Source organism: Clostridium culturomicium (assembly GCF_000821305.1).
Taxonomy (GTDB): Bacteria; Bacillota; Clostridia; order Clostridiales; family Clostridiaceae; genus Clostridium_J; species Clostridium_J culturomicium.
In genome coordinates this window covers 1-17,298 of the sequence record NZ_CCXK01000014.1, presented here as the reverse complement: position 1 = coordinate 17,298, position 17,298 = coordinate 1, and the positions used below count along the sequence as shown (strand labels likewise).

The 17,298-nt window shown below is 32.1% G+C and carries 26 protein-coding genes and 1 pseudogene; 23 read left to right on the top strand and 4 right to left on the bottom strand.

Going from position 1 to position 17,298, the window contains the following annotated elements; translation table 11 throughout:
* The first annotated feature begins 39 nt into the window (after nucleotides 1–39).
* From BN1075_RS22420 to BN1075_RS03995, 3 genes and pseudogenes are all read left to right on the top strand, one after another.
* Nucleotides 40–3,636, top strand: a complete 3,597-nt coding sequence (locus BN1075_RS22420) for a S8 family peptidase (protein ID WP_328286180.1) — start codon at nucleotides 40–42, stop codon at nucleotides 3,634–3,636.
* Between the two features lie 17 nt (nucleotides 3,637–3,653).
* On the top strand, nucleotides 3,654–7,256 hold the full coding sequence (locus BN1075_RS22090; protein ID WP_235777753.1) for a S8 family peptidase: 3,603 nt from the start codon (nucleotides 3,654–3,656) through the stop codon (nucleotides 7,254–7,256).
* Between the two features lie 248 nt (nucleotides 7,257–7,504).
* Nucleotides 7,505–8,128 (top strand): annotated as a pseudogene (locus BN1075_RS03995) (oleate hydratase); the annotation flags it as partial.
* An 83-nt stretch (nucleotides 8,129–8,211) separates the two neighbouring features.
* On the opposite strand, the gene BN1075_RS03990 reads toward BN1075_RS03995, so the two are convergent.
* The 4 genes from BN1075_RS03990 to BN1075_RS20565 are packed head-to-tail and all read right to left on the bottom strand — an operon-like array spanning nucleotide 8,212 to nucleotide 10,508.
* The gene (locus BN1075_RS03990) at nucleotides 8,212–9,285 is read right to left on the bottom strand and encodes a site-specific integrase (protein ID WP_040191812.1); all 1,074 of its coding nucleotides are present in this window, start codon (nucleotides 9,283–9,285) and stop codon (nucleotides 8,212–8,214) included.
* A 23-nt stretch (nucleotides 9,286–9,308) separates the two neighbouring features.
* Nucleotides 9,309–9,563, bottom strand: coding sequence for a hypothetical protein (locus tag BN1075_RS03985; protein ID WP_040191811.1), 255 nt, complete (start codon nucleotides 9,561–9,563; stop codon nucleotides 9,309–9,311).
* A gap of 56 nt (nucleotides 9,564–9,619) precedes the next feature.
* Nucleotides 9,620–10,030 carry an ImmA/IrrE family metallo-endopeptidase gene (locus tag BN1075_RS03980; protein WP_235777752.1) on the bottom strand — a complete coding sequence of 137 codons (411 nt, stop codon included), beginning with the start codon at nucleotides 10,028–10,030 and terminating at the stop codon, nucleotides 9,620–9,622.
* Nucleotides 10,031–10,076: 46 nt separating this feature from the next.
* Nucleotides 10,077–10,508 carry a helix-turn-helix domain-containing protein gene (locus BN1075_RS20565; protein ID WP_052406374.1) on the bottom strand — a complete coding sequence of 144 codons (432 nt, stop codon included), beginning with the start codon at nucleotides 10,506–10,508 and terminating at the stop codon, nucleotides 10,077–10,079.
* Nucleotides 10,509–10,723: 215 nt separating this feature from the next.
* On the opposite strand from BN1075_RS20565, the gene BN1075_RS03970 reads away from it, so the two are divergent.
* The 20 genes from BN1075_RS03970 to BN1075_RS03900 form a co-directional block, all read left to right on the top strand.
* Complete coding sequence (locus BN1075_RS03970; protein WP_040191810.1) at nucleotides 10,724–10,915, top strand: helix-turn-helix domain-containing protein; 192 nt, start codon at nucleotides 10,724–10,726, stop codon at nucleotides 10,913–10,915.
* A gap of 11 nt (nucleotides 10,916–10,926) precedes the next feature.
* The gene (locus tag BN1075_RS03965; RefSeq protein WP_042386932.1) at nucleotides 10,927–11,244 is read left to right on the top strand and encodes a MerR family transcriptional regulator; all 318 of its coding nucleotides are present in this window, start codon (nucleotides 10,927–10,929) and stop codon (nucleotides 11,242–11,244) included.
* Between the two features lie 12 nt (nucleotides 11,245–11,256).
* Nucleotides 11,257–11,469 (top strand): hypothetical protein, encoded by a 213-nt coding sequence (locus BN1075_RS03960; protein ID WP_040191809.1) that lies wholly within the window; start codon nucleotides 11,257–11,259, stop codon nucleotides 11,467–11,469.
* Nucleotides 11,469–12,245 carry an ORF6C domain-containing protein gene (locus BN1075_RS03955; RefSeq protein ID WP_040191807.1) on the top strand — a complete coding sequence of 259 codons (777 nt, stop codon included), beginning with the start codon at nucleotides 11,469–11,471 and terminating at the stop codon, nucleotides 12,243–12,245. Before BN1075_RS03960 ends, BN1075_RS03955 begins: the two co-directional genes overlap by 1 nt.
* Nucleotides 12,246–12,605, top strand: a complete 360-nt coding sequence (locus tag BN1075_RS03950) for a hypothetical protein (RefSeq protein WP_040191805.1) — start codon at nucleotides 12,246–12,248, stop codon at nucleotides 12,603–12,605.
* 9 nt (nucleotides 12,606–12,614) lie between these two features.
* The gene (locus BN1075_RS21455) at nucleotides 12,615–12,773 is read left to right on the top strand and encodes a hypothetical protein (RefSeq protein ID WP_156132752.1); all 159 of its coding nucleotides are present in this window, start codon (nucleotides 12,615–12,617) and stop codon (nucleotides 12,771–12,773) included.
* A 2-nt stretch (nucleotides 12,774–12,775) separates the two neighbouring features.
* On the top strand, nucleotides 12,776–12,937 hold the full coding sequence (locus BN1075_RS21450) for a hypothetical protein (protein WP_156132750.1): 162 nt from the start codon (nucleotides 12,776–12,778) through the stop codon (nucleotides 12,935–12,937).
* Nucleotides 12,938–12,967: 30 nt separating this feature from the next.
* On the top strand, nucleotides 12,968–13,138 hold the full coding sequence (locus tag BN1075_RS21445) for a hypothetical protein (RefSeq protein ID WP_156132748.1): 171 nt from the start codon (nucleotides 12,968–12,970) through the stop codon (nucleotides 13,136–13,138).
* A gap of 2 nt (nucleotides 13,139–13,140) precedes the next feature.
* Complete coding sequence (locus tag BN1075_RS03945; RefSeq protein ID WP_040191804.1) at nucleotides 13,141–13,398, top strand: zinc ribbon domain-containing protein; 258 nt, start codon at nucleotides 13,141–13,143, stop codon at nucleotides 13,396–13,398.
* Nucleotides 13,399–13,417: 19 nt separating this feature from the next.
* Entirely contained in the window at nucleotides 13,418–13,624 is a 207-nt protein-coding gene (locus tag BN1075_RS03940; protein ID WP_040191803.1) for a hypothetical protein, read from the top strand.
* Nucleotides 13,602–13,784 carry a hypothetical protein gene (locus BN1075_RS03935; RefSeq protein WP_040191802.1) on the top strand — a complete coding sequence of 61 codons (183 nt, stop codon included), beginning with the start codon at nucleotides 13,602–13,604 and terminating at the stop codon, nucleotides 13,782–13,784. The genes BN1075_RS03940 and BN1075_RS03935 overlap by 23 nt, the downstream gene beginning before the upstream one ends.
* 89 nt (nucleotides 13,785–13,873) lie before the next feature.
* Nucleotides 13,874–14,359 carry a siphovirus Gp157 family protein gene (locus BN1075_RS03930; RefSeq protein ID WP_040191801.1) on the top strand — a complete coding sequence of 162 codons (486 nt, stop codon included), beginning with the start codon at nucleotides 13,874–13,876 and terminating at the stop codon, nucleotides 14,357–14,359.
* The gene (locus BN1075_RS03925; RefSeq protein ID WP_040191800.1) at nucleotides 14,359–14,967 is read left to right on the top strand and encodes an ERF family protein; all 609 of its coding nucleotides are present in this window, start codon (nucleotides 14,359–14,361) and stop codon (nucleotides 14,965–14,967) included. The genes BN1075_RS03930 and BN1075_RS03925 overlap by 1 nt, the downstream gene beginning before the upstream one ends.
* On the top strand, nucleotides 14,960–15,121 hold the full coding sequence (locus tag BN1075_RS21440) for a hypothetical protein (protein WP_156132746.1): 162 nt from the start codon (nucleotides 14,960–14,962) through the stop codon (nucleotides 15,119–15,121). Before BN1075_RS03925 ends, BN1075_RS21440 begins: the two co-directional genes overlap by 8 nt.
* Nucleotides 15,122–15,130: 9 nt before the next feature.
* Nucleotides 15,131–15,886, top strand: coding sequence for a DUF4373 domain-containing protein (locus BN1075_RS03920; RefSeq protein ID WP_081911484.1), 756 nt, complete (start codon nucleotides 15,131–15,133; stop codon nucleotides 15,884–15,886).
* 1 nt (nucleotide 15,887) lies between these two features.
* Nucleotides 15,888–16,286 (top strand): hypothetical protein, encoded by a 399-nt coding sequence (locus BN1075_RS03915; RefSeq protein WP_052406373.1) that lies wholly within the window; start codon nucleotides 15,888–15,890, stop codon nucleotides 16,284–16,286.
* An 18-nt stretch (nucleotides 16,287–16,304) separates the two neighbouring features.
* On the top strand, nucleotides 16,305–16,622 hold the full coding sequence (locus tag BN1075_RS03910; protein ID WP_040191799.1) for a hypothetical protein: 318 nt from the start codon (nucleotides 16,305–16,307) through the stop codon (nucleotides 16,620–16,622).
* A 13-nt stretch (nucleotides 16,623–16,635) separates the two neighbouring features.
* Nucleotides 16,636–16,782 carry a hypothetical protein gene (locus BN1075_RS21435; RefSeq protein ID WP_156132744.1) on the top strand — a complete coding sequence of 49 codons (147 nt, stop codon included), beginning with the start codon at nucleotides 16,636–16,638 and terminating at the stop codon, nucleotides 16,780–16,782.
* A gap of 14 nt (nucleotides 16,783–16,796) precedes the next feature.
* Nucleotides 16,797–17,084 carry a hypothetical protein gene (locus BN1075_RS03905; RefSeq protein WP_040191798.1) on the top strand — a complete coding sequence of 96 codons (288 nt, stop codon included), beginning with the start codon at nucleotides 16,797–16,799 and terminating at the stop codon, nucleotides 17,082–17,084.
* Nucleotides 17,085–17,086: 2 nt separating this feature from the next.
* Nucleotides 17,087–17,298 (top strand): hypothetical protein (locus BN1075_RS03900; protein ID WP_040191797.1); only part of this gene is annotated, 212 nt, incomplete at its 3' end.

Genomic DNA, 17,298 nt, shown 5'->3' with positions numbered 1-17,298 from the left:
ATAGGAATTAGTGTATGGTTTATATAGGAGATTAAAGCTATGAGTAAATGTAATTATTTGGATGAAAATGCATCAGGTTTTTTAGTTGAATATAGGGGCAATTTTAAAGAACAGATGGATAAGGTGGACTATGCCTGTGGGGATATGATTACAGATACCTTAGCAGTGGTATCTGTAAGTGAAGCTGATTTAGATAGGCTTAGGAAGGATGTGCCTGCTATAAGGTTTATAGAGCCTAGGAGTGTTTATACTTTACAGGAGTTATCACCTTCTGTGGTTGATAATATAAATCAAATAAAAGTAAATCCTTATTTAAATCTTACAGGCAGAGGCGTAGTAGTTGGGCTTGTTGATACAGGTATAAATTATACTAATCCTGAGTTTATAAGAGAGGATGGTACATCAAGAATTCTAGGAATTTGGGATCAAACTTTAGATACAAAAACTGAGCCTTATGTTTATGTGGGAAGTGTATATAATAATGAAGATATAAATAAAGCTTTAGAGGTTCAACGGAGTGGAGGAAATCCCTATGATAACGTTCCAAGCAGGGATGATAATGGTCATGGTACTGCAATGGCAGGAATAATTGGAGCCAGGGGATATAATGGTGAAATGGAAGGCATTGCAAATGATTGCGATTTTTTGATAGTAAAGCTTTTGGAGTCACCAAATTATAAAAAGATACTGAGAGAAAATAATCTACCGGAAGTACCAGTATATAATAATACGGAAGTGCTAGCAGGGATTGAGTTTCTTAGGGTTACTGCATATAACCTTAGAAAGCCATTAGTTTTATTTTTAGGAGTTGGTAGCAATGATGGAAGTCATGATGGATATGGCATAACTTCGGGTTATTTAACTTCCTTGGCTAGTAAGGGGGGATCAATCTATGTTACTGGTACAGGAAATCAGGGGAATAGTGAAGGGCATGTTAGTGGATTAATTGAAAATGTTGGTGAGGTTGAGACGGTGGAGCTCTATGTACCAATGGAGCTAAAAGTATTTACACTTTATATTTGGATAAGAAAACCAAATAGGGTAGCTTTAAGTATAGTATCACCAACAGGAGAGGAAACAGGTTTTTTAGTCAATCAAATCATAACTGCAATAGAAAGAAATTTTTATAGCATAGACACTCATGTTCAAGTTAGGGTATATGACCCAGAATATTTAACAGGTCATCAATTATTTACTTTAAGATTTAATGATATTAAACCTGGAATTTGGAAGTTTAAGTTGAGGGGAAGCTTGATTTTTGATGGTAGATATGACATCTGGCTTGAGTGTAAGGAAATAATTCCAGAAGGTATGAAATTTTTTAAATCATCCGCAAATACAACATTAGCAATTCCTTCAACAGCAAGGAACAACATATCAGTTGCTTATTATAATGGAAAGACTGAAGCTGTAATGGCCGAATCTGGAAGAGGGTTTAATGCGAATGGATATATAAAGCCAGATATAGCAACAGTTGGGACTAATGTGCTTACAATATCAAGGGATGGAAGCAGGATAATATCTGTAAGTGGAAGTTCAGTAGCAACGGCAATAACAGCTGGGGTTTCTGCATTGTTTCTTCAATGGTCAGTTATTAATAGGAATGATATTGCAGTAAGTTCAGGTAAGCTGAGAAGTTTATTAATTTATAGCGCAGATAGAGAAAATGAAAAAATATACCCAAATGAAGAATGGGGATATGGAAAACTTAATATATCATCAGGATTTGATATATTGAGTGGAAATTATAGAAGCTTGGATTATTTTAATAAGTTTTATGAAGATTATTTTAATGGGTTATTTATAAGAATGCCAAGAGAATTGGCATCTCAGGCTGAAATGAATTTGAAGTTACGGGAGAAAAGCAGTGATGAAAAAAGCACTATTACAGAGAAATATGAAATTTACGACAGCTTAAATTATGGGCACTATGTAGTTCAGTATTATGGAGTCTATAATGATAATTTTAATGCTCAAGATAAAGTGTATGTCACAAAAATTGATGATAATTACGCTATAGTTTCCATAAGGCTTGATTTAATTAAAAATCCAGAGAATACTAGAAAAGTAATTGAAATTTTTGACCAATATAATAAGGATTATCTAGATTTTGGAATATTATATGTGCAGCCTCCAGATTTATATTCTCTTCAAGATATTTCAGCAGTAGAATCAGCGTTAAACAATCCAATTCAAGCTAAAGTACCATTAGAGCTTACTGGAAAAGATGTTGTAGTTGGAATTATTGATACAGGAATAGATTATTTAAATGAGGAATTTAAGGATAAAGATGGCAACACAAGAATAGTAGAGATTTGGGATCAGACTATTCAAGGCCAAGGTGATTTAAGAAAGAAGGCTATTTTTGGAAAGGTTTATGTAAGAGATGAAATTAATAGAGCTATAGAAGTTCAAAAAAGTGGTGGGAATCCTTATGATGTGGTTCCAAGTAAAGATGAAAAAGGTCATGGAACCCATATGGCTGGAATTGTTGGAGCAGCAGGATATAACCCAGATATAATGGGTGTAGCTCCAGAATGTGAGTATCTTGTAGTTAAGCTTTTAGAAGCTGTCGCATTTAAGGAATATAGTAAATTTAGCACAGGTGTCTCACCTTATAATTCAATGGCCATTTTTTCTGCATTAAATTACATGAGAGAATATGCAATAAGAGAAAGCAGACCTTTAGTTATATTGATGCCACTAGGGACGACTAATGGTAATCATAGAGGAGAACATATTTTAAATGCTTATATTGAATCTATTTCTAAGAATGTTGGTATTGTAGTAGTTAACGGTACAGGAAATGAGGGAATGAGTGATGGACATGTTTCAGGAGTAATTGATGCAGGTGGGAAAAGTAAAGAAATAGAGATGATTATTGGAAGAAGGCAGGAGATTTTTTATGTGGGTATATGGATTGACTTGCCAGGAATTGCAGACTTAACTTTAATATCACCTTCAGGTCAGGCAACAGGAACCATTAGAGCAATATTAAATCAAAGTGAATATTATTCCTTTATTTTAGAGGATACCAATGTGGATATATATTTTGATCTTCCAGAGAAGTTTAGCGGAGATGAACTCATAAGGTTGTATTTTTATGATATTGATCCTGGGACTTGGCGGATTCGGCTTCAAGCACAGAGAGGAGATAATGTAAAATATAATGCATGGATGTGGCAAAAGGAGTTTGTTGGTGAGGGAACCAGGTTTGCACCAAGTGATCCATATGGGACAATAACAATACCAGCAGATTGTGATTATACAGTGTCAGTGGCAGCCTTTAATCAGAATAATGGCAATTTGCTTCCATACTCTGGTGTGGCTCTTATGGATAATTACTTGGGTAGAATTGATTTTGCTGCTGGGGGAGTTAATACTATGACTGTTGGCTTAAACAATACTACAGCTATTATAAATGGAACAAGTCTTTCGGCAGGAGTAGGAGCAGGTATATGTGCTCTGCTCTTTCAATGGGGAATTGTAAGAGGCAATTATCCATATATGTATAGCCAGAGTATTAAAACCTTCTTAAGGCGTGGAACAGTACAGCGAAGAGGAGATGTATATCCAAATCAACAGACTGGGTATGGAATTATAAATCTTTATAAAATCTTTGAAGAAATGACTTAACGATAGGGGGGAGAGTTATGGATGTAAGAAAGTGTAATAACTTTCTAGATGAAAATGCACCGGGTTTCTTAGTGGAGTTTCGGGGAGACTTTTTAGGCCAAATGAAACAGGTGGATTATGCTTGCGGTGATATAATTACAGATACACTTGCGTTAGTATCAGTTAGTGAAGAAAACTTGGATAGGCTTAGAAAGGATGTACCTGCTATTATATTTATTGAGACTAGAGGGATTTACACCTTACAGTCAGTATCACCTTCCACAGCTAATAATATAAATCCATTAAAGTTAAATCCATATTTAAACTTAACAGGACGGAATGTAATAGTTGGCATGATTGATACAGGAATCAATTATACTAATCCCGAGTTTATAAGAGAGGATGAAACTTCAAGAGTATTGTATTTGTGGGATCAAACTCTAGAAATAAAAAAAGAACCTTATGCTTATATAGGAAGTATATATAGTAATACTGAGATAAATGAAGCTCTAAAGGTTAAAAATAGTGGAGGAAATCCATATGAAGTTGTACCAAGTGTAGATGAAATTGGACATGGTACAAAAATGGCTGGAATAATCGGAGCCAGAGGATATAACGGAGAGATGGAAGGAGTAGCTAAGGATTGTGATTTTATTGTAGTAAAACTTCTGCCATCTCCCAATTATCAAAAGATACTTAGAGAAAATAATCTGCCAATTGTACCAGCATACAATAGTACAGAGGTTTTAGCAGGAATTGAATTTATAAGAAGTATGGCAAAGAGTTTAAATAGGCCGTTAGTAATATATATGGGAGTTGGCACTAATGATGGAAGTCACGATGGGTATAGCATTACTGCAGAGTATATAACATCTATCACAACTAAAAGTGGAGTTGTATTTGTAGCTGGAACTGGAAATCAAGGAAATAATGAGGGTCATGCAAGTAATTATATTAAAAATCAAGGGGAAGTTGATACTGTTGAACTGTATATGTCTAAGGATATGAAGCAATTCACCTTATTCATATGGGTGCAAAAGCCTAACAGGATGCTATTGAGCTTAATAGCTCCAACTGGAGAAGAGACCGGGTATTTCACAAATCAGATTTCTGCTAAAAGCTATAGAAAATTTTATTTAATAGACTCAGAGGTATATGTATGGGGGATTGATCCAGAATATTTAACAGGACATCAAGTGTTTATTTTAAGATTCTATAATATTAAAGCTGGAATTTGGAAGATTAAGCTGAAAGGAGAACTTATATTTAGTGGACGGTATGATATATGGCTTGATTGTAAAGAACTTCTTCCAGAAGGCATGAAATTTCTTGAATCAGATTCTGAAAGCACATTGACAGCACCTTCAACAACAAAGAATACCATATCAGTAGCGTATTATGATGGTAAAACGGGAGCACAGCTTGCAGAGGCAGGAAAAGGATTCAATTCTAATGGGGTTATTAAGCCGGATATAGCAGCTGTTGGTACGGATGTGCTGACAATATCAAGGAATGGTGAACAGGTTGAAGCTGTTAATGGTAGTTCCGTTGCTACAGCAATTACAGCTGGATTATCAGCATTATTTTTACAATGGTCTATAGTTGATAGAAATGATAAATCAATGAATTCAGCAAAATTAAGAAGTCTTTTAATATATTCAGCAGATAGAGAGCAAGATGTGGAGTATCCTAATACAGCATTAGGGTATGGAAAGCTCAATGCATTAGAAGTTTTTAATATACTAGGAGGAAATTATAGGAATTTTCCAAGCAGTAGAAATTATTATGAGTACTTTTTTGAAAACTTGTTTGTAAGACTGCCTAAAGACTTAATTAGGAATAGAAGTCAAGATAATAAAAGACAAGAAATACATTTAGACAACAAGGAAGAGACGGTTAATAAAAGTGAAATTTATAGCAATTCCAAATATATTCATTATATAGTTCAATATGAAGGTAATTATGGTGATAATTATAATTCACCACCTAATGTATATTTTACACAAATAGATCAAAGTTTAGCCATTTTATCTATAAAGTTTGATTTATTAGAGCATTGGGAAGATGCAAGAGAAGTTATTGGGGTCTTTAATAGATATGTTCATGGAGCTGATATTGAGATTGTATATGTACATCCACCGGATTTATATTCACTTCAAGGCAGTTCAGCCACCGAAGCGAGCAAATATAATCCACTTTACGCAGGGAAATCAAGAGATTTATCAGGAAGAGGTGTGGTTATTGGCATAATCGATACGGGAATTGATTATTTATCTCAAGAGTTTCAAGATGAGGCAGGAAAAACTAGGATAAGTGAAATTTGGGATCAAACAATAATTGGAGATGGAGCTCCAGAGAAGGGAGCACCCTTTGGGCGTGTCTACACAAGGGAAGAAATAGATAAAGCTATAGAAGCAAAACGCAGAGGTAAAGATCCGTATAAAATTGTGCCAAGCATGGATATAAATGGACATGGAACCCATATGGCTGGAATCATAGGTGGTGCAGGAAAGAATCCAGAGGTTGAAGGCATGGCACCTAACTGTGAATTTGTCATTGTAAAGATGGTAGAGTCTATATCATATAAAGAGTTTGTTGGATTTGGAGAATATAGAGCTGTATATGGGGATATGGCAATTTTCACAGCTATTAATTTTATGAAGGAATATTATAGGAGAGCAGGAAAGCCGTTAGTTATATTTATGCCATTAGGAACTACTAATGGAAATCATAAGGGTAAACATATGCTAAGTTCTTATATTGAATCTGCAGTGAAAAATGTTGGTATTGTTTTAGTTACAGGAACAGGTAACGAAGGTATGGAGGATGGCCATGTTTCAGGAACTTTATTCAATGGCAAAACAAATGAGATTATTAAATTAATAATAGGTAAAAAGCAGAAGGTATTCTATGTGGGGATATGGATTGATTTACCTAATATTGTAGATTTAAATCTAATTTCACCTACAGGTCAAAGTACAGGTGTAATACGAGCAGTATTAAATCAAGGAGAGCACTATTCCTTTATAATTGAAAATACTGGTGTACATGTTTATTTTGATTTACCTGAAAAGTTCAGTGGTGATCAATTAATTAGAATATACTTTTATGATGTAGAGCCTGGTGATTGGAAGATAGAACTGAAGGTGCAAAAGGGGAATAATGTTAAGTATAATGCATGGATGTGGCAGAGGGAGTTTGTTGGTCCAGGTACGAGATTTGCTCCTAGTGATCCATATGGAACTATAACCATACCGGCAGAATCGGACTATACTATTAGTGTTGCTGCCTATAATCAAAATAATGGAGGAACAGTTTTATATTCTGGAGTAGCACTTTTAGGTTATAATTTTGAAAGAATAGATTTTGCAGCCGGTGGGGTAAATACAATGACTGTTGGCATAGATAATTCAATAGCAATAGTTAATGGCACAAGCTTAGCTGCTGCCATAGGAGCAGGTATATGTGTTCTTCTTTTTGAATGGGGAATTGTAAAAGGAAATTATCCTTATATGTATACTCAGAGTATTAAAACCTTTCTAAGGCGTGGAACTATTCAAAGAAGAGGGGAAGTTTATCCCAATCAACAGCTTGGCTTTGGAATAATTAATCTGTATAAGATTTTTGAGTCAATGACCTAATGGGATAAAAGCAGTTAAGATAGATTAAACTGGTTTAAAGCATAGATAAATGAAAGTTATAAGTATTTAGGGACTCACTTAAGTGGGTTCCTTTAAATTTTTAACTAATAGAGGAATTTGTATATTATATGTAAAAGTGTCATAGAATATTAAGATGAAGGTTTTAGGTTCTAAAAATAAAGACAGGGGTGAGTCGATTGTTTAAACGTGAAGAAGAAAATAATACTAGTTCGGCACCACTTATTGCTATGGGTGCCATTGTTGGAGCTGCTGCTTTGTACAGTGTGTATAAAATGAATAAAAAGGATTACCGCTGTGGAAAATTTGTTGGAGAGCCACAGGTAAGTCGTAAAAAGGGTCAGTTTTATTTTGTTGGTGGAGGCCTTGGCTCCATGGCTGGAGCAGCTTACTTAATAAGGGACTGTCATGTTAAAGGAGAAAATATTCATATTATAGAAGGGCTTAAGATTCTTGGAGGCAGTAATGATGGAGCTGGAAATCCAGCTAAGGGTTTTGTGTGCAGAGGTGGAAGAATGCTCAACGAGGAGACATATGAAAACTTCTGGGAGCTTTTTTCTGATATTCCTTCCATTGATATGCCAGGTTGGAGTGTTACACAGGAAATTTTGAATTTTGATCATTTGCATCCAACCCATGCACAAGCAAGATTAATAGATAAGAAAGGTGTTATTCAGGATGTTTATTCTATGGGCTTCTCCATGAAGGATAGGCTTGCCCTTGGTGAGCTTATGATGACTGATGAGAACTGTCTTGATGATTTAACCATTGAAGACTGGTTTGCTACAACACCACATTTCTTTAAAACAAACTTTTGGTACATGTGGCAGACTACCTTTGCCTTCCAAAAGTGGTTTATAGCTTATAATGCTTGAGTTTTCAAGGGTTTAAAATAAAACGTCAAAAATTCGTCAAAAATTTAAAGTAAAAAAAATCGTCAAAAAATATTTTTAATAGTTTCTCTTGCTTTATTTCTCATTTCATCTGTTACATGAGAATATGTTTTGTTTAACTGTGTAACATCATCACCAATTAAATCAGCAACAGTTTTAAAATCTAATCCCTGCATTATCATAATTGTTGCATAGGTATGTCTTAATTCATGAAAGCTAATATCAAAGCCATGTTTTCTAAATATATTTGGTAGTGTTTTTGATAAAGGAGTGTTTGTTATATAGGGAAGAAGTCTATTGTTGAAATCTATGGTTTTAAACTCTCTTTTATAGTACATTAAATCTTTGTAGATATTATTACTTATAGGAACTTCTCTATAAGAGTTATTTGTTTTTAATGTGCCAAACCCCCAACTTTTATCCTTGTTTTGCTTCCACTGCTTGTCCACTTTTATATAATCAGGCTTAATGTTATCCCAAGTTAATCCCAAAATTTCACCACGTCTTAAACCACATTTAGAAGCTAACATACACGCAATATAGTAATGAATATCTATGTTTTTAACAATATTTAATAGTTTTTCTAATTCGAATGTAGTTAATGCTGTTTTATCAGGCTTTTTTACTTTGACTTTTACTTTGCATGGATTTTTATTTATTATGTCATTTTCAACTGCACTATTGAGAATTGCATTAATTTTGCATAGGTAAGTATAAATAGATCCATTAGATAATTTTTTTAAGTACATATCATCCACACAATTTTGTATGTGAATATTTTTTAAGTTTTTTAATTCTATATCTGAAATATCTTTAAAATACTTCATAGTTCTTTCATATAAATCATGGGTTGCTTTACTATATACCTTATCAACATGCTTTATATACAAATCGTAATACTCTTTAAAAGTAATATCAATAAATTCATCTGCTACATTGATAGAATCTTCTAAGTCTTTCAGTATAAAAGCCACCCATTCTTTGGCTTTCTTTTTACCCACTCTACTATTTTCAAATCCTTGTTTAGATTTTTGTTTCCACTTACCAGTATTATCTTTATAAGAAATAATAGCTTGAATACCATTGTTTTTTTGTCTATAAGTAATATTATAGTCCATCTAATCATCTCCCTTAGAATGTATTAACCCTTATTTATATAAATATTATTTTTATATTTTGATGGTGTATATGTTTCTTTAGAAAGTTTTTTAGCTTCCCAAAAACAATCCATCATAGATTTATGTATTAATTTAATAGTATTACTAGATAAGTCATTCATTTTATTTAACTTAACTAGTTCATCACTCCAGAATTTCTTGAATTGTCTTATATCTCTTGATGTAACTTTATATTTACATGAGTAGCTCTTTGGTATTTCATAGTTGTTAAAATCCATATTTAACTCTCCTTTTAGCGAATATATGTTCAAAAATAGGTAAAAAAATATATGTATTAGTTTAGATTAAATTTTAATTTTAAGTATTTGAAGTCAATATCTTCACAGTTAGATATAACTTCAAGGCAAAACCCTTCATATTCCTGCAATAGGTTATCATCTATTAATAATTCAGCTGCAAAGATATCAGCCTCAATTTCATGTTTGGATTGATTAAAAAATGTATTAGAGTTATTAAAATATACATTACTTTTTGTATGTAAAATAGCATGTCCTAATTCATGAGCTATACAAAACAGTATTTCTTTTTCAGATAAATTTTCATTTATAAAAAATGCCTTTTTTCTTTTCATATATACATAATTACCTCGGACATTTCCTAAAGGTTCAACATAAACCCATATGCCTAAAGCATGAGCTATTTCAAATGGGTTATTTGTACCATATTTTTTTATCAATTTTTTCACTATTTTTCTTATATGCAATATACCCATCCCCTTTAAGTCTAAAAATCTATTTATCCCTATATTTCTTTGGGGTATATTTTTGTTTATTATAAATTCTTACATCAGTTAGAAATTTTTCATAAGCTAATTTTAAATATTCTTTATCGTCTTCATCAGCTGGAGTTCCGCAAAATTCTACCGTATCTAACTTATCAATATTATCAATCATTTTTTGTGCTTCTTTTTCTATATCAAATTTTTCTTTAGTAGTTAATTCTGATTTATTAGTTACTTTTTCATTAATAGTATCTTCAAAGAAGTCATTAACAGATACACCTAAAGCATCTGCGATAGCATTTAATTTTTCAAGACTAGGATTTTGTGCTTTGTTATTTTCTAAATCACTTAGATATCCAAGAGAGATAGAAGTAGATTGTGCTAATTTATTAATACTCACTTTTTTACTTTTTCGTATTTTTCTTATAGTATCACCTAACATTATCAACACTCCTTAGTTTAATATTGTTCTTTCCCATAGAACAATATTACCATTCTAAAAATTCAATGTCAACGAAAAAAAGAGAAAAACAAAGAGATTCGCCGAAAACGAATAGCTATTTTTAAATAATCATTCGCTGTTAACGAATAAAAGATTTGTTCGTTTTAAACGAATGTGATATTATTCAGTTACAACGAATTAAGGAGGCGTCAAATATGAATAAAATAAAAGAGTTTAGAGTGAAAAATAAAATAACAATAAGGCAATTATCAGAAAAAACTGGTGTTGCAGTTGGATATATTTCCACTCTTGAAAATGACAAGAATGGAACAAGCAATCCAACTAAAGATGTAATGATTAGAATTGCAAATGGATTAGGACATACAGTTCCAGAAGTATTTTTTTAGGAGAATCAAAGATGGATGATACAAGAACTCTTATAAAAAGAGATGAACTAGCGAAACGGTGGGGAGTTAATCCTAGAACAATTATTGTATATGAAGAAGAGGGGATTTTAACAAGAAACCCTAACTTTAAATCTCCATTCTATTATTTAAAAGAAGTTGAAGAGATAGATAAATATAAGCCTAACCCTTTAGCAGAAAGTGAGAGAAGAAGGCTTGAAACAGAAAATAAACAATTGAAAGAAGAATTAAATAGAGTTAAAGAAATGCTTTCTAAAGTAGCAACAATAGGGGTAGAGAGTATGAATATTTTAACAAACTTAAATGTGTAAGGAGGATTATATATGAAAGCATCATTAAGAGCTATTAAAGATTGTACAAGAAAATATGTTGAGCATGAATTAGAGAGGGAAAGAGAAGTTTATCCAGATGAACTTAATAATTATTTAGTAATGGAGTGTGGTGTCAGGATAATTGATGATGAATTATTGCAAGACCTTATTAAGGGAGCAAAAAAAGAAATAGGCTTTGTGCATGTGATAACGGAGGAAGCGTAATGAATAATCAAATTGTAAAAATTAATGATACTGATTTATCAGTAAAAGAATTTAAAGGACAAAGAGTAGTAACATTCAAAGATATTGATATGTTACATGAAAGAGTGGATGGAACTGCAAAAAGAAATTTCAATGAGAATAAAAAACATTTAATCAAAGATGTTGATTATTTCTTGATTAATGGTAAAGAATTAAGGGATTTAAAACAGAGTACGAATTTCGTACTTAGTAATGCAAAAGAGATAATTCTAATTACAGAAAGTGGATACTTAATGTTAGTAAAGTCACTTCAAGATGATTTAGCATGGAAAGTTCAAAGAGAATTAGTTAATAACTATTTCAGAATGAAAGAAGTTGTACAAGCTCAAATACCTAAGATGTCAAAAGAACTTCAAGCAATATTTATGTTAGATGGTAAACAACAAGAGTTAGAGCAAGAAATCACTGTTGTAAAAGATGAAGTTAAGGATTTAAAAGATAACTTACCATTACTAGGAGTAGACTGTGAAGAAATTACTAGTTTAATAAAGAAAGTTTGTACTAAGGTAACTGGATATGAAACGGCAGCATATAAAGACAAATCATTAAGAGGCAGAGTTTATTCAGATATTTACGGACAAGTTAAAAGAGAGTTTCAAGTAAAGTCTTATAAAGCTATAAAAAGAAGTCAAATAGAGATTGCTAAAGAGTTAATAAGAGGATATAAAGCACCAAAGGCATTATTAGATGAAATTATTAAGGTAAATAATCAAATTAATTTAGAGGAGGTAATGTAAATGTGGAGTACTTATACAAAAACTTATATATTTAGAAATTGTTTTGATGAGGATCAAGTTCAAGGAGAGATTAAAGCTATTAATGAGTTGCTAGAAATAGAACAGTACAATGGTGACATTGGAGTGGTAATAGGCACAGATTTGATGTTTGCCAATGCAGCAACAAACTTTAATGCATTCCAGGATGAAGAAACAGGAGAATGGATTTTAAAGTTTACACATGGACCTGTTGAAGTTGCAACAGTACTACTAGATAAATACAAAGAGGTTCATCTTGAATTTACTATTGAAGAAAATTTGGAAGATGGTAAGGTATGTATTCATTGCTGCTTAATTAAAGGATTTAAAGAATATCAATAGAGGTGTCATATGCTTCGTAAATGTGCCAATTGTCATGGGTACAAAGAAGAAACCGAGTTTCCTAAACGAACTGGTGGAGGATATCAAAGCTATTGTATACCATGCAAAAGGTTATTAGATAGACAGTATAGGAAGTCTAGGAGAGAGGTAGAAAAGGGAGGAATTTAAGAATGGTTTATGTAAGAGAAACCGATACAGAAAAGGTTGTGAATGAAATTTTAGATGTTTTAGAAGAGAATAAAGTATCAATAGGACTTTTGGATAAAGTATTGAGTGATGTTAGAGAGAGTGCATACTTCAACACTAATATCCAAAATCCTAAAGATAATTAAAGTTTAATGAGAATATAGGAGGAATGAGAAATGGATAATTACAAAAAGGAATTTGAAACAAGAGAAAGAAGAACAGGAGGATTAGTTAATCTAATTCTAGATTATGCTATTGAAAATCAAATGTCAGCCAAAGAAATAGATGAATGTGTTGAGATAGCTAAAGAAGCATTCTATTCAGATGCATTAATAAGGAGGAATTAATCATGAATAAATGTCCAAGATGCAATAATGAGCATTTAACAGAAAATCAAAACTTTTGTCAAATATGTGGGCTCAAGTTAAGTATGAGTAATGATGAAGCAATATCACAACTAGAAAGCCTAAGAGCAGACTGTAAAGAGTTTGAGAGTGTTAATCCAACAGAAAAAGATGTACAAGCACTGGAGCTTGGAATAGCAGCATTAAAAGAGACTGCTCAAGAAGTACCAGTTCAAGAGCAGGTTAAGAAAATTACTATTTAATTGAAGGGAGAGAGGTTTAATGGGAGTAGGAGTATTTGCAAAAATAGCTAATAGGGCTACTAAAGAAGAGTTTGAAAAGGCTCTTATGGTAGCCACAGAAAATATTAAGTCCAATAATATTATGTTAAATAAAAGAACTAAAGTTCAAGAGTTAAAGATTTTATTAGATAGAAGTCTTAGTTTAGTAAAGGGTGTACAAGCATATGATGAAGGCCTTAACTCATGATGAATTTGTAGTGATGATGAAAAAGAGGTTCCAGAAGAAAGAGCAAATGAAGAAGTTAGCAGAAACTGAATATAATAGATACATTTTTGCTAAAAAGTACGAATGTAGTAAGAAGGATGCACTTCATGAAAGGAGGCAACCACATTGGAAGAACAAATAAAAAAGGTGCTTAGCTGCGCCAACAGCCTTGCACCAATAGGAATATAGTCAAGTGAATTATATCACATAAAAGTATTGGAGGAAACAGAAATGAAATTGTATGAATTAACACAGAATTATATAAATCTTCAAGAGTTACTTGAGGATCCAGAGATACCAGTTGAATTAATTAATACTGCACTTGGTGAAGTTGAAGAAGAAATAGAAGTAAAAGCAGAGAATATTGCTAAGTTAATCAAGAGTATAGATTTAGGTGCAGCAGCCATAAAGGAAGAGGAAACAAGACTTGCATCTAAGAGAAAAAGTTTAGAGAGTAGGTCTAAATATCTTAAAGAGTATCTAGAGGGGGCTATGAGGGCAGTAGATAAACCTAAAATTAAAGGGAGGTTGTTTAGCTTTAGTATACAGAAGAATCCACCTAGTGTTGATGTATTAGATGAATGTTTAATACCAGAGGAGTTCTTTAATATACCAGCTCCAGTGTTAGATAAAAAGGAAGTTTTAGCAAGACTTAAAGCTGGAGAGCAAATACCAGGAGTTGTAATTAAGCAATCAGAAAGTTTGAGGATTAGATAATGGAAATAACTGAAAAGATAGGATTATTTAAAGCTTTTATCAAGTTTCAAAGTGAGTTTCAAGGCATGAAGCCAGATGCTTCTAATCCATTTTTTAAGAGTAGTTATATAACATTGGATGGAATACTTGAAACAGTAAGACCAATACTTGCTAAGCATGAATTGGCAGTAATGCAAGAGGCTACAGGTGATGGAGAATATATATATGTAAAGACTAAACTTATACATGGAAGTGGAGAAATGCTAGAAACAGATTTGTTAAAGATGAAACCACAGAAGAATGATCCTCAGCAGATGGGGAGTTGTATAACTTATGCTAAAAGATATCAATTGGCAGCACTCTTGGGAATATGTGAAAGTGTAGATGATGATGGAAACAAAGCCACATATGGAAATAGCCAACCTGATATCCAAGCTAAAGGTAATAATGCAATTAGTATAAATGATAAGCAAATAAAAAGATTATATGCTATAGCAAGTAAAGCTGGATATGATGCTGAAAGTATTAAAGGTAAGGTTAAGAAGAAATATAACAAAGAGATTAAAGAGCTTACCAAAGCTGAATATGATCATGTTTGTAATGGATTGGAGGAAAGGGCTAATGGCTAATACAGATGTTATTGATACATTAGAAGACATAAAGAAATGGGCCAAAGCTTATGAATTATTAAAAATTGTTGATGATGTAGTTTGTGAAGGTTACATATGCTACGAATGTAGATTTAACAGCATATGTAATGAAATATCAAATTTAGTTGAGTAGGTGAATTTAATGGCAAGACCACAAAAGGAAGGATTAGACTATTTTCCACTAGATGTGGATGTAGATCAGGACGATAAAGTAACACTCATAGAAGCGCAATATGGGATTGAAGGTTTTGGCATAGTAATAAAGCTAATGATGAAAATTTATAAAACATCTTATTTCTATGAGTGGACTGAACGTGAACAATTACTCTTTTCAAAGAGGGTTAATGTTGACATTAATCGAGTTAATGCAGTCATTAATAATTGTGTAAAATGGGGATTATTTGATGAAACTGTGTATAACTTACACAAAGTTCTTACATCAAAAGGTATTCAAAAGAGATATTTAACAGCTATTGGTAGGAGACAGACAGTAAAAATGATTAAAGAATACCTACTTTTAGATGATGAAACAGTTAATGCATACAAAAACCTAGTTATTGTTAACATTAATCCTATAAAAAAAGAGTTAATGCCAACATTAATCCCTAAAGGAAAGGAAAGAAAAGAAAAGGAAACTAAAGAAAAGGAAAGGAAAGAAGAAATACCTTCTTCTCCACCTCTATCCTTTCCGACTCCATTACATAATGAAATATTTGGTATTGTTGGAGAAATAGCATATAGGACTTGGTTTATAGATTCAACTATATCTGATGGAGAAGAAATAGTAATTGGAGTTAAGTCAGAGTTTATGGTTAATGTGATTATTGATAAGTTTAAAGATAACTTAGAAAAACTATTTAATAAGAAAATAGAAGTTGAAATAAGAGAGGATGTTTAATATGGCTGCTAAAGAATTTATTGATAGTTATGGAGTTAATTTAATTATAGACAATAATAAAACCAATATATTACTTAAAACAGATAATAAAAACATTGAAGGAGATTATTATTTAAAACTTTATTTTAGCAAAGATAGTTTAAAAGAATTGCTTAAGTATTTAGAAAGTGTTTCAAATGAGATATGGAAAGACTTTACCCCAAGGGAAGCAAATTCAATTACTTCTGATTATGAAGAATATTATGATAGAAAATATGATAATAATGGGTATTTAAAAATAAAAGGAAACTGCTTAAAGATAGAAGGACCATTTGAGGATTGTCCATATATGTATAAATTTAATAAGAGAAGAATGGAAAGCTTTATATATGATCTTAGAGGATTAGTAGATAACCTATAGAGGGGGAAGTACGAGAGGATGTTTAATATGGAAATAAATTATGAATCAAGAGAAATGAAAGATGATTTAAGTTTATTGGCTTGGGAATTAGAAGGTAGAGAGAAAGAGTTAATAAATAATACATTGAGATATATTGAAGAGTTAGAGAATGAACTTGTTGAAATATCTAACGATAAAGATAAGGCTAAAAATTTGTTAGGCAATAATGGCTATCTAGTTATAAAGCCAACTAAGTGTCAAATAGCTGATAGTGAATTATGTGAAAGAATGAGTGAACAAGGTGATGATATGGATTGTTTTGATTGTAGTTGTAGTTGCTGCTTATTCCAAGTATAAAGGGGGAATATGAATGCAAATACTGAAAATTATCTTGCTGATAGCAATGACAGTAGATGTGTTAATTGGGCTTAAAGAAGCTCGTAAAGGTAAATACGATAAGGCGAGTTACTTTATAATTAATGCTGTTTTTGCAGCAGTTGCACTTAATAATTCATAGAGGAGGAAATTAAAATGAGATTGGACTTAGGTAAATATGTACTAGAAACTGATGAAGTTCAGTTTCTAGTTAAAGAAAAGAGAATAGTTCAACCAGGTAAGCGAACAAAGAAAGAGAATGTGGGGAAACCAGTAGAAAAAGATTTGGCATACTGTTCTAGCTTTGAAAATGCTTTGAAATTCCTTTCCAAAAGAGCTTTTATCGACAATGAGGATATAAGAGACGTTGTAAATGAAATGAGGGTTTTAGAAAGCAAAATAGAAGGTTTAATACAGTTGTTTGATTTAAAGGGAGAGAAATAAAAATGGATACAGGGTTAATTTTAATAGCAATCGGTTTATTAGTAACTTTTCACTTCATGAGTGTTATTACTCTTAAAAAGAAGTTAGAAGCCGTGAGCGAGCGATTAGACAAGCAGAAAGGCTATTGGAAGAGTGTAGAGTATAGCAGAGAGATACAGAGTAATCAGCTTTCGAAAGAAATTCAAGAAAAGGTAGATTGTAGTACCAAAGAAAT